A 14,080-nucleotide genomic window follows, 5' to 3' on the forward strand; every position below is an offset into this window, starting at 1 on the left:
AGTTTTGCTTGGGTATTTTTTTATCTTTAAGAAATACAGACATACGAAATATGACTATTAATGCGACTAAAATCCGCTTCTGTCACCAGACTTGGCTGTTGGAAGCTCCTGTAGTGTTAATCCAACATGACAGTGATGTAACCTATGTGATTACAGAAACCACACCTTTTCATCCTGTAAGCCACATTTGGCCGGATCATCCTGCAGACAAAGGCATAATCCAGGTAAATGAAGAAGTGTTTGAAGTAATTGACTGTCGAGTCGGAGCGGTGGAACAAGCAACGAACACGCTGCATGTGGGAGACGAAATCCCTGTAAAAAGAGATACCGAAGGTTGGGTGTTTGTTGTCGTGCATGTGTTGCCACGCACCGAATCGCTAGAGATGGGTGATAGGGTCGCTTTGAAAGTTGACAAATCATATCAGCTCGCTCTGAGTCGTGGCCATAGCGCAGGACATTTGGCTTACCTGGCTCTAAATAAAGTACTGGCTGAAGGATATTGGCGTAAAGATGCCGATCGTAAAGACCCACATGGTAATTATGATTTCAACAGCTATGCTCAGGAGACCAGTTTTGTCACACCGGATAAATGTCTGGATACTTACCGGCTAGGTAAAACACTCCGTAAAAGAGGTTTAAACAGTGCAGATATGCTAGCTGACCTACGTGATATTGAACATAAAGTTAATGGTCAGTTATCTGAATGGCTACTGCGTGATGAGGTGATCACTATCGAATGTCATGGTGAAAATCTTACGGATTCTCGCTATTGGAAGTGCGACCTCGGAGAGGGGGAAATTGCAGTGATCCCTTGTGGTGGCACGCATGCAAGCCATTTAGATGAGTTTGAATCAATACAGGTCAGATTAATCGAGATTGACCCTCAGACAATTGAAATGCACACCAACGTAAGCGCATTTTTAGATAATTAGATCCTTTTATTAAATCCTGAACTAAATATTAATATTTAATTATTCTGGAGTTATTGTCTGTTTAAAATTGAAATGCAGAATATGTAACTTATGCTTTCGGTGTGTGGTGATATAAATATTCTTTTAAGGGGTGATCGCTGATCAAAAGGGAAATATCCGATGATCAGAGTAAGATCTTCCTTAATCCAGACTCCGAAAAGTGTAAATCTGCTTGCCAGATACAGTGATGCGGATCAAGGTTTGTAGGGATAAAATGTGAATACTTAAATAAGAGTATTCAGTAGAGGTGAAAGAATTATGCAGCCGAACATCTGTCCGACTTGTAACGTAGAATTAGAGTGGACGGGTCAGTATCACTGTAACCAGTGTGACTCGGACTTCAAAAAGGTAGGGTTTTGTCCCGATTGCGATGCTGAGCTAGAAAAGCTTCAGGCTTGTGGTGCGGCGAATTACTTCTGCAATACTTGCAATGAACTCAAATCGAAATCTCGAGTTCGGTTTGAGTTTCAAAAGACTAGCTAGCCTGAACTCAAGAACAAGTTAGTTAACGGTAGAGCGAATCTCACCATCTGCTAAACGGGTGACTAAAAGGTCGCCCGTTTTCACATCTTCAGCTTTAGTAATTACCTCGCCTTGCTCTGTCTGTGTGATTGAATAGCCACGTTTAAGGGTTGCAAGTGGGCTTACCGCGTCCAACTTCTCTGCTGCAATAGCCAGTTGGTGACGCATGGTCAGTAGTTTACGATCCATCGCATCCATCAGCTTTTGCTCTGCGCGTTCGAGACTGGACTTCTGCTGTGCAAGTTGTTTGACAGGGGAGTTCAACTGTAGGCGATAATGTTTACGTTCAACCGCTTGTTGGCGCGTATCGATGAAACGCTGCATCGCTCTGCGCAGACGCATGTCCAACTCGTCAAGTTGTTGTGATTGACGCTGTAGCTGATAGCTTGGATGTTGACGTTCCAGACGATGAAGCAACTGTGCAGTTTGCTGTTTTTGTGTCGACAGGTAGTAACGCATCGCGCTCGCTAACTTATGTTGACGCGCAACGAGCGTCTGATCTTTATGGCTGTTATCTCGGCTAACCAGTTCTGCGGCTGCCGAAGGGGTTGGAGCTCGTACATCGGCGACAAAATCTGCGATGGTCACATCTATTTCGTGGCCAACTGCGCTAATGATCGGGATTTGACTTGCTGCGATAGTGCGAGCAAGGATCTCATTATTGAAGCACCATAAGTCTTCTAAAGAGCCTCCGCCACGACCAACAATCAATACATCACATTCGTCACGACTATTGGCGCGTCCAATAGCTTGTGCAATCTGAATGGCGGCGTCTTCTCCCTGAACCATGGTCGGATAAACGACCACTGGAAGAGAAGGATCTCGGCGTTTTAATACATCAAGAATGTCGTAAAGAGCTGCCCCGGTTTTTGAGGTGATAACGCCAACGCATTTAGGGTGTTCTGGCAAGGTTAGTTTGTTCGTTTGAGCAAACAAGCCTTCTGCTGCCAACTTCATTTTTAGCTCTTCGAACTCTTGCTGTAATCTGCCGTCGCCTTCAGGCTGCATACTTTCGATAATAAGCTGGTAGTCTCCACGTGGCTCATACAGAGACAGACGTGCTTTGACTAAAACTTGGTTACCATTTGCGGGTTTGAAAGTTACGCGACGATTGTTACCACGGAACATGGCACATTTAACTTGAGCACGGGAGTCTTTTAGAGTGAGGTACCAGTGTCCAGAGACAGGTGCTGAGAAGTTTGAAATCTCTCCGACAAGCCAGACGATCCCCATTTCGTTTTCCAATAACAGACGGACTTCTGCGTTAAGACGGGAAACAGTGAAAATGTTTTGATTGGTCTGGGAGAGCACAGCTAATCTCGTAGACGTGAGTATGGAAATTAGCGGCAATATAATACATAGCAAGGGATCAATTGCAAGAAAAAAATTAAAAAAAATGTGGTCAAGCGAGGGGGTTAACCGTATAATCCCTCCGCAATATCTAATCCAAATGTAACTCGTTACCTAACACGGTTACCCTCATTATGCGAAACGATGAGACTTTGGATTGTTTTTTTTACTCCTCTAATTGTGAGATATTGCAAATGCTAAGAATTGCCAAAGAAGCGCTGACATTCGACGACGTACTACTAGTGCCAGCACACTCCACCGTTCTCCCAAACACAGCTGATCTTCGCACTCAGTTGACGAAAAATATTGCTCTGAATATTCCGATGATTTCTGCGTCAATGGATACCGTGACGGAAGCTCGTCTGGCTATCGCACTTGCGCAGGAAGGTGGCATTGGCTTTATCCACAAGAACATGTCTATTGAGCAGCAAGCAGCCGAAGTTCGTACAGTTAAAAAGTTCGAAGCTGGTGTGGTTACAGACCCTGTAACGGTGAATCCAGACGCAACAATCGCCGACGTAGTCGCTCTTACTGACAAGCACGGCTTTGCTGGCTTCCCTGTTGTTACTGAGCACAATGAGCTAGTGGGTATCATCACTGGTCGTGACGTTCGTTTTGTGACAGACCTTTCTAAGAAAGTATCTTCAGTAATGACGCCAAAAGAACGCTTGGCAGCAGTGAAAGAAGGTGCAACTCGTGCAGAAGTACAAGAGAAAATGCATGAAGCACGTGTAGAGAAAGTACTGGTTGTGAATGATGATTTCAAACTGACTGGTATGATCACAGCAAAAGACTTCCACAAAGCTGAGCGTAAACCAAACGCATGTAAAGATTCGCGTGGCCGTCTACGTGTTGGCGCAGCAGTTGGTGCTGGAGCAGGTAATGAAGAACGTGTGGCAGCACTTGTTGAAGCAGGTGTTGACGTTCTGCTTATCGACTCTTCTCACGGTCACTCTGAAGGTGTTCTAAACCGTATCCGCGAAACTCGTGAAGCTTACCCAGATCTAGACATCATTGGTGGTAACGTAGCAACAGGTGCGGGCGCTAAAGCGCTTATTGAAGCTGGCGTAAGCGCAGTGAAAGTAGGTATCGGCCCTGGTTCTATCTGTACTACTCGTATCGTAACTGGTGTTGGTGTACCTCAAATCACAGCTATCGCAGATGCAGCTGAAGTAGCGAACCAATACGGCATTCCAGTTATCGCGGACGGTGGTATCCGTTTCTCAGGTGACATCTGTAAAGCAATCGTAGCTGGCGCATCATGTGTGATGGTTGGTTCTATGTTTGCGGGTACAGAAGAAGCTCCGGGTGAAGTAATTCTTTACAACGGTCGTTCTTACAAAGCTTACCGTGGTATGGGTTCTCTTGGTGCAATGTCTCAAGGTTCTTCTGACCGTTACTTCCAGTCTGATAACGCAGCAGACAAACTTGTTCCAGAAGGTATCGAAGGCCGTATCGCATACAAAGGTCGCCTAAAAGAGATCGTACACCAACAAATGGGTGGTTTACGTTCAAGCATGGGTCTTACTGGCTCAGCAACGATCGAAGATATGCGTACGAAAGCAGAATTTGTGCGAATCTCTGGCGCAGGTATGGCAGAGTCTCACGTACACGACGTTCAAATTACTAAGGAAGCACCAAACTACCGTTTGGGTTAATCGTCGATAAGCGAGATTTTGAATAAGAATCTCTCGACGTAAACGTTTGCTTTTTCCTTGAAGCATTAATAAGAGGCGAGTACACTCGCCTCGGTTTTAATCACTTAGCCTAAAAAAGACTGCTCAAAATGACTAAAAATATCCATGACCAACGTATTCTGATCTTGGACTTCGGTTCTCAGTACACTCAATTAGTTGCTCGTCGCGTACGTGAAATCGGCGTTTACTGTGAGCTATGGAGCTGGGATGTTGAAGAAGCGGATATTCGTGAATTCAACCCAGATGGCATCATCCTGTCAGGTGGCCCTGAGAGTGTAACTGAAGAAAATTCTCCTCGCGCACCTCAATACGTATTTGACTCAGGTGTTCCTGTTCTTGGTGTATGTTACGGCATGCAAACCATGGCAGAACAGCTAGGTGGTAAGGTTGCTGGCTCAAACGAGCGTGAATTTGGCTACGCACAAGTTAAAGTTTCTGGCGAATCTGCGCTTTTCAAAGATCTTGAAGCGACTCAAGACGTTTGGATGAGCCACGGTGACAAAGTAGTAGAAATTCCTGCAGACTTCGTAAAAGTAGGCGAGACAGATACGTGTCCTTACGCTGCGATGGCGAATGAAGAGAAGAAATACTACGGTGTTCAGTTCCACCCAGAAGTAACGCACACGAAAGGCGGCCTGCAGATGCTAGAGAACTTCGTGCTTGGCGTATGTGGTTGTGAGCGTCTATGGACATCTGAATCTATCATCGAAGATGCAGTTGCTCGTATTAAAGAGCAAGTAGGTGATGACGAAGTTATCCTGGGTCTTTCTGGTGGTGTGGATTCATCAGTAGTAGCTATGCTGGTTCACCGCGCGATTGGTGACAAACTAACGTGTGTATTCGTTGACAACGGTCTGCTTCGTCTAAACGAAGGTCAGCAAGTAATGGATATGTTTGGCGACAAATTCGGTCTAAACATCATCAAAGTCGATGCAGAAGAGCGTTTCCTAGATGCACTGAAAGGCAAGTCAGATCCAGAAGACAAGCGTAAGACAATCGGTCACGTATTCGTAGACGTATTCGATGAAGAATCGAAGAAGCTAGCAAACGCGAAATGGCTTGCTCAAGGTACTATCTACCCTGACGTAATCGAATCTGCAGCATCTAAGACTGGTAAAGCGCACGTGATCAAATCACACCACAACGTGGGCGGTTTGCCAGAAGATATGGCTATGGGTCTTGTTGAGCCACTACGTGAGCTGTTTAAAGATGAAGTACGTAAGATTGGTCTAGAGCTAGGTCTTCCTTACAACATGCTTTACCGCCACCCATTCCCGGGTCCTGGTCTGGGTGTTCGTGTTCTTGGCGAGATCAAGAAAGAGTACTGTGACTTGCTACGTCGTGCAGACGCTATCTTTATTGAAGAGCTTCACGCAGCAGACTTATACAACAAAGTCTCTCAAGCATTCACGGTATTCCTACCAGTTCGATCTGTAGGTGTTATGGGCGACGGGCGTAAGTACGATTGGGTTGTATCGCTACGTGCAGTAGAAACTATCGACTTTATGACAGCACATTGGGCACACCTGCCATACGACTTCCTAGGTAAGGTTTCTAACCGTATTATCAACGAAGTTGATGGCATTTCACGTGTTGTTTACGACATTTCTGGTAAGCCACCAGCAACAATCGAGTGGGAATAATCCTCAACGATTATGTTTGATAGAGCCAGCCTTCGGGCTGGTTTTTTTTGCGGTGAGTTTGGTCGTCTCCGCTTTAAAGGTTCTTCGATTCAGTAATTTTTCTCTCTGAATGTTTTTGAAGCGGGTAACCACTTTATTGCAACGGCCGAGTTTTCGTGCGCTTAGCGAACTGACGTTAACTCGCAAGTTGACGTTCGCTAACCTTAGTATTCGTGAATCTTCATCTTCCTTTACTTACCCTTTAATTGCTTTTAACACAAGGAGTTAAAGAATGAGAAGAAGTTATGTTACCGCGTTAGCTATACTGACAGCTGCTCCTGCGGCTTGGTCAGCAATGAATATTCAACCCGATCCGCTAAATCCTACAGGCTATGTTATTTCACGTGCAGACGTTGAAGCTGCGGAGCAGAGACAAGCCGCAGACCCTATGTATCAGATTTGGTCACAAGCACTTCGTACAGCACCTAATACGTTAGTTGAAGCCATTGAACCAGGTAGCACTACTAATCCTGACAACGTTAAGCGAGCTGAGAAAGTTTTTCCTCAGTCTGAATGGGATTTTCTTACCCATATGGCAGCTCCAGAATACACTTACACGCGCTTTTTAAAAGCTATTGGCAAGTTCCCGGCGTTTTGTGCCGAATACACTGACGGTCGTGATTCCGATGCGATCTGTAAGCGCTCAATTGTTACCGCCTTTGCCCACTTTGCTCAGGAAACTGGAGGGCATATCGCAATAGATAACGTGTCCGATAATCCTCTTGGCCTCGAAGAGTGGCAGCAAGCGTTGGTGCATGTTCGTGAAATGGGATGGTCTGAAGAGAAAGCGGGTTACACCACGGGGTGTGGTGAGAACAATTGGCAAAATAAGAAATGGCCTTGTGTGGCAGGACAGGGCTATTTCGGACGAGGAGCCAAACAGCTTTCTTACCACTTTAACTATGGTGCTTTCTCTGAAGTGATGTTTGATGGGGATGCCAGTGTACTGCTCAATAATCCAGGCCTGGTTGCAGATTCATGGCTAAACCTTGCGTCGGCGATTTGGTTCTTTTTAACGCCTCAAGCGCCAAAGCCAGCAATGTTACACGTTATCGATCGTTCTTGGGCACCATCCCAGCGTGAAATTGATGCTGGTATCGGCTATGGTTTTGGTACCACCATTAACATTATTAATGGCGGTGTTGAATGTGGAGCACACAACAAAGACAAAGGGCAACCGGTAAACCGAATTCGCTATTGGGAAGGGTTATCATCGCACTATCAAATTCCGATCGAGGCGGACGAAAAGAATACCTGTTGGCAGCAAACAGATTACGGCAACTTGAATCTCAACGGTGCAACCGATGTGCTTTACACCAACTGGGATGGCAACTGGAAGTACTATGCTGATCGACCGGGAGGTTACTCGTTTGAGTGTAATTTGGTGGGGTTTCAAACTGCGTATTCAGCACTTATACCGGGTGACTACGAGAAATGTGTGACCAACTTATATTCCTCTCACGCAAATTGGCCAGAAGTGCGTGTCGTTGATGGATTAGAGGTGGTCGACCCGGTTGATCCACCAACTGATGGCATTGCTGTTTGGGATGCCAATAAAGTGTATACCGGGGGTGATAAAGTATCTTATCAAGGTGCGATTTATGAAGCGAAGTGGTGGTCCCAGGGGAATGAACCAGCAAAAGGTGACCCATGGAAGCTCGTTTCGGGCACCCCAACAACCGTAACGGAACCTCCTGTTACTGAGCCTGAATCGCCAGTAACCGAACCAGAGCCTCCGATCACTGAGCCAGAACCGCCGGTGGGTGGTGAATTTATCTCGTGGGAACCGGGTGTTACTCAAGTAGCGAATGGGGATAAAGTGAACTACCAAGGTAAATGCTTTGTTGCCCAAAACGGTCCTGGCGTGTGGGAAAGCCCAACTCAAAGCAACTGGTTCTGGGATGAGGTTTCCTGCCAGTAAATCATGTAACTCTTTATAAAGGCTCTGCTTTTTATCAGGGTCTTTTTTTATTTTCTTGGCTTCCTATTTTTGGAATCTAAGTTTTCAATAACGCCTTTTCTCTTTTGATTTGGCGTCCATTAAAATTCGCGCGCATTTTTTATAAACTTTTTTTAAGGTATTTATACATGTCGACAAAACTGGCTAACCCAGCACCGCTAGGTCTGATGGGTTTCGGTATGACCACTATTCTGCTTAACATTCATAACGCAGGATTTTTCCCACTTGACTCAATGATTCTAGCGATGGGCATCTTTTACGGTGGCCTTAGCCAAGTAATCGTTGGCATCATGTGTTTCAAGCGCGGTGATACTTTCGGTACTACAGCGTTTACTTCTTACGGTCTATTCTGGCTAACACTGGTTGGTCTGATTGTGATGCCTCACATGGGTCTACCAGCTAGCCCAGCTAGCTTTATGGGTTGGTACCTAGCGCTATGGGGTATTTTCACAGGCTTTATGTTCATTGGTTCTCTATGCTACCCAACAGCAAAACAAGTGGTATTTGGTTCTCTAACTATCCTGTTCTTCTTGCTTGCTGCACGTGACTTCACTGGTAGCGAAGTGATTGGCACTATCGCTGGTTTTGAAGGTATTTTCTGTGGTGCTAGCGCGGTTTACTTCGCTATGGCACAAGTACTAAACAATGAGTTTGGTCGTGAAGTGCTTCCAGTTGGTAAAGCGAAAATCGCTCGCAAAGTTGAAGCGGTAGCAATGGCGTAAACGCCGAATCAAACAGATTTAGAAAGCGGACCTTTTAAGGTCCGCTTTTTTATTTATGTACCAAGTGAGAATTATCTGATTTACAAATTGTTTAGCCCTAACGCGAGCTTTTTCTTGGAATATCAATCATTATTAGAGTACTCATATACAACGAGTTACATTTAATGAATAAGCATCTGTCATTTGTTCTTACTCTAGCCTTAGCGGTGATCTCATTTCCACTTTTAGCTCAAAGTAGTGATCCATTACCTTCCTGGAATGAGGGTAGTACCAAACAAGCTATCATCCAGTTTGTCAGCGATGTGACTGACACTGACTCCGCTAACTTCGTTGCTCCGGAAGATCGTATCGCTACATTTGATAATGACGGTACGTTATGGTCTGAAAAGCCGATGTACTTCCAGGTATTGTTCGCGCTCGATCAAATTAAAGCGCTAGCGGTAGATAATCCAGAATGGCAAACCACTAAGCCATATTCTCTCGTGTTAAACGGTCAACTCGATAAACTCAGCGAAGAAGATGTCATTCTTTTAGTGACACAAACGCATACAGGAATGACTAGTGATGACTTCACGGCTTTGGTGAAAGCCTGGGTTAACACGGCAAAACATCCAGTCACGGGAATGCCATATACAGGAATGGTGTTCCAGCCAATGTTAGAGCTGTTAAGTTATCTTGAGAGCAGTGGATTTAAAAACTTTATTGTTTCTGGTGGTGGTAATGCCTTTATGCGAGCTTGGGCATCGGACGTATACAACATCCCATCGGAACGTATTATCGGTACCCGATTATCAACTGAGTTTGTCAATGTTGATGGTAAATACCAAGTTAAACGTGTTGCTGGAATTGATGTTGTCGATGATAAAGCGGAAAAACCTCAACAGATTTATCAGCACATCGGTAAACGCCCAATAGCATCGTTTGGTAATTCTGATGGTGATTTACAAATGCTGCAATGGACAACATCAGGCGCGGGGCCACGTCTGGCGATGTATGTTCATCACACTGACGATCAAAGAGAGTGGAAGTACGATCGCAAATCCAGTGTAGGGCAACTTGATAAAGGTTTGGATGAGGCGAAAGAGAAAGGCTGGTTAGTAGTGGATATGAAAAATGATTGGGTACAAATATATCCGTCTAAGTAACTAGTTGATATTCAGTGATTAAAAAGAAAGGGGTTAGCCATTGGTTAACCCCTTTGCTTTTTTACCTAGGGTGAACGTCATTTTGGCATTCCTAGGAGCAAGTTTGCTAGCACGAAGCTGATAAGATGTAAGTCAATTAACTCGACTCATTGGCAGGTAAGAAAAAACAGTAATTGGTATTCTTTTTTTTAACTGGATAACTTTTGGTTTAGTTGACGTGGTTTAGATTTTATTTGGCATTTTTGTTTATTTTCCTTCTTATATTTCGTTAGTGCAGGTTTTTCTGCTGGCTTATGTGTTTTGTTGCACCTATCAAGGGCATGATGAACGTTATGTGATCATTTTGGATAACGTTTATTTTTTACTTTGGTTATCTGGTTAACTTTTAGTTTGTGGTGGGGTGTCCAGTCTTGGCTATTATCTAAACAGTTAATAGCGAATGAGTCGCCATGATTACAAGGAAGGGAAACCATGAGTAGCACACTATCAAGTTCACTGGAACCAAAGTTGACCGCAGTGGCCGGTCAATCCGATACGTCTTCTTCAGAACCACGTAAAGCGATTTTTGCCATCTCTCTTGGCAATGGGTTGGAGATGTATGACTTTACCGTCTACAGCTTTTTTGCAGTCATCATCGGGGAGTTGTTTTTTAATGTCGGCGGCGCTGCTGCTGGTTTACTGTTATCACTGGCCACTTTTGGTGTCGGATTCATTATGCGTCCACTCGGCGCAGTATTAATTGGGAACTATGCCGACAAACATGGACGTAAAGCTGCTCTCACTCTAACGATTGCTTTAATGACCATCGGGACAGGCATGATTGCGCTGACACCGACCTATGAGAGCATTGGCATTGCAGCCACTATCATTCTGGTCGTAGGTCGCTTGTTACAGGGCTTATCTGCTGGTGGTGAAATTGGTGCAGCATCCGCAGCACTGATGGAATCCGATAACTATAAGCGTCGTTGCTACATGGTGAGTTGGCAGCTTGCCAGTCAAGGTGCTGCTGCACTGTTTGGTGCACTCGTTGCTTTCTCGGTAAATGGCCTGCTATCACCAGAAGACGTACACAGTTGGGGCTGGCGTATTCCGTTTATCCTCGGTTTGCTGATTGGTCCGGTAGGCTGGTACATCCGTCGTCATTTAAAAGAGTCACATCAGGCCGATTCTCAGGCGAAAGATACCCCATTTAAAACCGTTCTGCGTAAGCAAGGCCGTACGATATTAACTGGTATGTTAATGATTTGGGGTGGTACTGCATGTATGTATATTGAAGTGTTCTACATGCCAACTTACCTGATTAAAGAGCTTGGTTACGCGCCGACTACTGCTTTTGCTGTCGCGGTGATGGCGGGTTTTATGCTGATGATGTTGATGCCTGTGTTTGGTAAATGGGCGGATCGTTTGCAAAGCCGTAAAACTTTGCCGCTGCTTGGTATGCTTGGCGCTTTTGTCTTTATTTATCCTGCTTTTTCTTTGCTTGGTGGCGAAGCGTCTTTACCTAAAGCATTGCTGATTATTGGTGGTTTAATCACTTTATTTGCTCTTGCCAATGCATCCCTGCTTGTACTGATTATGGAAGCCTTTACTCAACAGTATCGAGCGAGTGGCATCTCTATGATTTATGGCTTTGGTGTTACGGTTTTTGGAGGCTTCACACCGCTGCTGGTCGCCAGTCTGATCGAGTTGAGTGGAAATAAAATGGCTCCAGCGTTTTATCTGATGTGCGCTATTACCGTGAGCTCTCTGGCTATGTTGCGCTTCCCCGCGAAAGCTCCTCAATAAGCTCCCTCTGAATTAGAACCGAATTAATATAAGGAAAGGATGATGAACGTACCTGAATTATCACTACTTAAAAACGCCGACTTTGTAGCCAGTTGTGAGCAATTTATTCAGACTCGCCATGCTATTCACGCTTACCCAGAGTTGGGCGCAGAAGTGCCTAACACGGCAAAGCTGGTGGCTGAACGGTTAAATGAGTGGGGCTATGAAACGCACACTGGTATTGGTGGGTACGGCGTGGTCGGCGTGCTGAAGCAGGGCTCTTCTCAACGCAGTATTGGTATCCGTGCTGATATGGACGCTTTGCCTATTCAAGAAGAGACCGGGCTACCATACGCCAGTAAAATCAACGGACATATGCACGCCTGTGGTCATGATGGTCATACGGCAATTTTGCTGGCAGCGGCTCATTATTTAGCAAAGAACGTATCTTTTGACGGCACGATTAATCTGATTTTTCAGCCTGATGAAGAAGGATTGTCAGGTGCTAAAGCAATGATTGAAGATGGTTTGTTTGATCGCTTTCCTTGTGATGCCGTATTCGCGCTGCACAATATGCCGGGTAAAGAAGTCGGGCAGGCAGCAGTACGTAGTGGGGCATCGTTAGCGTCGTCTGATAAGGTGACCATTCGTCTGACTGGGAAGGGAGGGCACGCAGCGATGCCTCACTTGTCAAACGATGTCACTATTGCTATCGGTCATATTATTCTTGGGCTGCAAAGTATTGTGTCGCGTAATATCAACCCCGGGGATCAAAGCGTAATCAGTATCGGTCAGATCGAGGCGGGCACAACACCAAATGTGATTCCCAATGATGCGATGATGGCACTTTCAGTACGTAACTTCAGCGAAGCGAATCAGGATCTAATTGAGCAGCGCATTCGTGAGGTAGTCGCTGGTCAATGTCAGGCATTTGGTATTCAGGGTGAGGTTGAATACCTGCGTCAGGTCCCATCAGTATTCAATTCATCAGAGGAAACGCTGCTAGCTCGTAAAGTGGTCAAGGCCGTACTTGGTGACGAAAATGTAGCAGGCGATGAATCACCGGTTGTCCCGGGCAGTGAAGATTTTGCCTGGATGCTGAAAGAGCGTCCGGGATGTTATTTCTTTCTTTCCAACGGGGTCGGAGACTGGCATGGCTGTTCTGTGCATAACCCTGGTTATGATTTTAATGATCAACTAGTTACGATTGGTGCAGCCTGCTGGGTTGAACTTGTGACTGAATACCTGACCGGATCATATTCGTAATGTAGAATGGCTTTGCTTATTAGGGACAATGAGGTCACATAGTCGGATGAAATTACACCAAGTGAGAGCCTTTCTGGCAGTGAGTCAGGCCGGAAACTTGAAAACAGCGGCTGAACAGTTACACCTGACGCAACCAGCCTTAAGCAAAGCCATTAAAGAACTGGAGCAACAATATGGAGTGGCTCTGTTTGAACGCTCTGCTGGTGGATTACTCCTGACCTCGTATGGTGAGCGTTTATTGGGCTATGCGCGTTTAATGAATGAGACAGCCCGGCGTGCCAAGCAGGACATTGATACCATGCGTGGGATTCCTAACGGCTGTGTGACCATAGGAGTAACCCCGGTTGCTTCACTACTTAAGTCATTAGCCTCCAGTCTGAACACGTTCATGCACCGTTATCCAGAAGTGACATTACGAATCGTCGAACTTCGTCCTGCGCCATTACTGTCACAGTTACGTCAAGGCGAAGTTGATTTCGCTATCACATCTCAAATACCGGTTATTGACAGTGCACTGGAGTGGCAGGCGGTGTGCCGTATCCCCAATGTGGTCGTGACACGCAAGTCTCACCCGTTGTGTAATACGCGCTCACTAAGGGCATTACACCAGAGTGACTGGCTGACATTAGATTCACCTGACGATCCAAGCACCTATTTTTACCAAATGTTCTCCGTCAATGGCCTTCCTCTGCCATCGCGAATTCGAGAGTGTACCTCGATGACGTTAGCTCGCTCGTTGATTCAAAACGCCGATTTTGCTGCGTTATTTTCTACCGAGTCACTTGACCTCGATTACATTAAAAATGAATTTGCGGTGGTACCGCTGCTGGACAATATTCCCGACAGTGTCATTTCCGTGGTGCGCCCAAAACGGGAAATCATGACACAAAGTGCCATGACACTGTTTGATGGCATACTGCAGGATATGCGAGGGATCTATCCTGACTTTTAATGACTGAGCATTTCTTGAATATAAAAGGGCCAGCGAATCGCTGGCCCTT

11 protein-coding genes are annotated in these 14,080 nt (G+C 45.5%); 10 read left to right on the forward strand and 1 reads right to left on the reverse strand.

Annotated elements, in window-relative coordinates; all coding sequences use genetic code 11:
- Positions 1 to 50 precede the first annotated feature (50 nt).
- Complete coding sequence (locus WJM94_RS09250; protein WP_444493965.1) at positions 51 to 932, forward strand: alanyl-tRNA editing protein; 882 nt, start codon at positions 51 to 53, stop codon at positions 930 to 932.
- A 297-nt stretch (positions 933 to 1,229) separates the two neighbouring features.
- Complete coding sequence (locus WJM94_RS09255; RefSeq protein ID WP_444493966.1) at positions 1,230 to 1,454, forward strand: zinc ribbon domain-containing protein; 225 nt, start codon at positions 1,230 to 1,232, stop codon at positions 1,452 to 1,454.
- Between the two features lie 18 nt (positions 1,455 to 1,472).
- On the opposite strand, the gene xseA is transcribed toward WJM94_RS09255, so the two are convergent.
- Entirely contained in the window at positions 1,473 to 2,804 is a 1,332-nt protein-coding gene (xseA, locus tag WJM94_RS09260; protein ID WP_444493967.1) for an exodeoxyribonuclease VII large subunit, read from the reverse strand.
- A 233-nt stretch (positions 2,805 to 3,037) separates the two neighbouring features.
- Between xseA and guaB the strand changes: the two genes are divergently transcribed.
- From guaB to WJM94_RS09300, 8 genes are all read left to right on the forward strand, one after another.
- Entirely contained in the window at positions 3,038 to 4,501 is a 1,464-nt protein-coding gene (gene guaB / locus WJM94_RS09265) for an IMP dehydrogenase (RefSeq protein WP_444493968.1), read from the forward strand.
- A gap of 128 nt (positions 4,502 to 4,629) precedes the next feature.
- Entirely contained in the window at positions 4,630 to 6,183 is a 1,554-nt protein-coding gene (gene guaA, locus WJM94_RS09270) for a glutamine-hydrolyzing GMP synthase (RefSeq protein WP_444493969.1), read from the forward strand.
- A gap of 271 nt (positions 6,184 to 6,454) precedes the next feature.
- Positions 6,455 to 8,143: a chitinase gene (locus WJM94_RS09275; RefSeq protein WP_444493970.1), complete on the forward strand. Its 1,689-nt coding sequence runs from the start codon at positions 6,455 to 6,457 to the stop codon at positions 8,141 to 8,143.
- Positions 8,144 to 8,310: 167 nt separating this feature from the next.
- Positions 8,311 to 8,904: an acetate uptake transporter gene (locus tag WJM94_RS09280; protein WP_319536302.1), complete on the forward strand. Its 594-nt coding sequence runs from the start codon at positions 8,311 to 8,313 to the stop codon at positions 8,902 to 8,904.
- A gap of 164 nt (positions 8,905 to 9,068) precedes the next feature.
- Positions 9,069 to 10,049: an HAD family hydrolase gene (locus WJM94_RS09285; protein WP_444493971.1), complete on the forward strand. Its 981-nt coding sequence runs from the start codon at positions 9,069 to 9,071 to the stop codon at positions 10,047 to 10,049.
- Between the two features lie 471 nt (positions 10,050 to 10,520).
- Entirely contained in the window at positions 10,521 to 11,834 is a 1,314-nt protein-coding gene (locus WJM94_RS09290; RefSeq protein ID WP_444493972.1) for an MFS transporter, read from the forward strand.
- A gap of 42 nt (positions 11,835 to 11,876) precedes the next feature.
- The gene (locus tag WJM94_RS09295) at positions 11,877 to 13,079 is read left to right on the forward strand and encodes a M20 aminoacylase family protein (RefSeq protein WP_444493973.1); all 1,203 of its coding nucleotides are present in this window, start codon (positions 11,877 to 11,879) and stop codon (positions 13,077 to 13,079) included.
- Between the two features lie 46 nt (positions 13,080 to 13,125).
- Positions 13,126 to 14,031: a LysR family transcriptional regulator gene (locus WJM94_RS09300; protein WP_444493974.1), complete on the forward strand. Its 906-nt coding sequence runs from the start codon at positions 13,126 to 13,128 to the stop codon at positions 14,029 to 14,031.
- Positions 14,032 to 14,080 lie beyond the last annotated feature (49 nt).

The sequence above is a fragment of the Vibrio sp. YIC-376 genome, from assembly GCF_052353105.1.
Classification (GTDB): domain Bacteria; phylum Pseudomonadota; class Gammaproteobacteria; order Enterobacterales; family Vibrionaceae; genus Vibrio.

Coding starts and splice junctions, on each gene's coding strand:
- WJM94_RS09250 (WP_444493965.1), top strand. CDS start 51: ATGACTATTAATGCGACTAAAATCCGCTTCTGTCACCAGACTTGGCTG.
- WJM94_RS09255 (WP_444493966.1), top strand. CDS start 1,230: ATGCAGCCGAACATCTGTCCGACTTGTAACGTAGAATTAGAGTGGACG.
- guaB (WP_444493968.1), top strand. CDS start 3,038: ATGCTAAGAATTGCCAAAGAAGCGCTGACATTCGACGACGTACTACTA.
- guaA (WP_444493969.1), top strand. CDS start 4,630: ATGACTAAAAATATCCATGACCAACGTATTCTGATCTTGGACTTCGGT.
- WJM94_RS09275 (WP_444493970.1), top strand. CDS start 6,455: ATGAGAAGAAGTTATGTTACCGCGTTAGCTATACTGACAGCTGCTCCT.
- WJM94_RS09280 (WP_319536302.1), top strand. CDS start 8,311: ATGTCGACAAAACTGGCTAACCCAGCACCGCTAGGTCTGATGGGTTTC.
- WJM94_RS09285 (WP_444493971.1), top strand. CDS start 9,069: ATGAATAAGCATCTGTCATTTGTTCTTACTCTAGCCTTAGCGGTGATC.
- WJM94_RS09290 (WP_444493972.1), top strand. CDS start 10,521: ATGAGTAGCACACTATCAAGTTCACTGGAACCAAAGTTGACCGCAGTG.
- WJM94_RS09295 (WP_444493973.1), top strand. CDS start 11,877: ATGAACGTACCTGAATTATCACTACTTAAAAACGCCGACTTTGTAGCC.
- WJM94_RS09300 (WP_444493974.1), top strand. CDS start 13,126: ATGAAATTACACCAAGTGAGAGCCTTTCTGGCAGTGAGTCAGGCCGGA.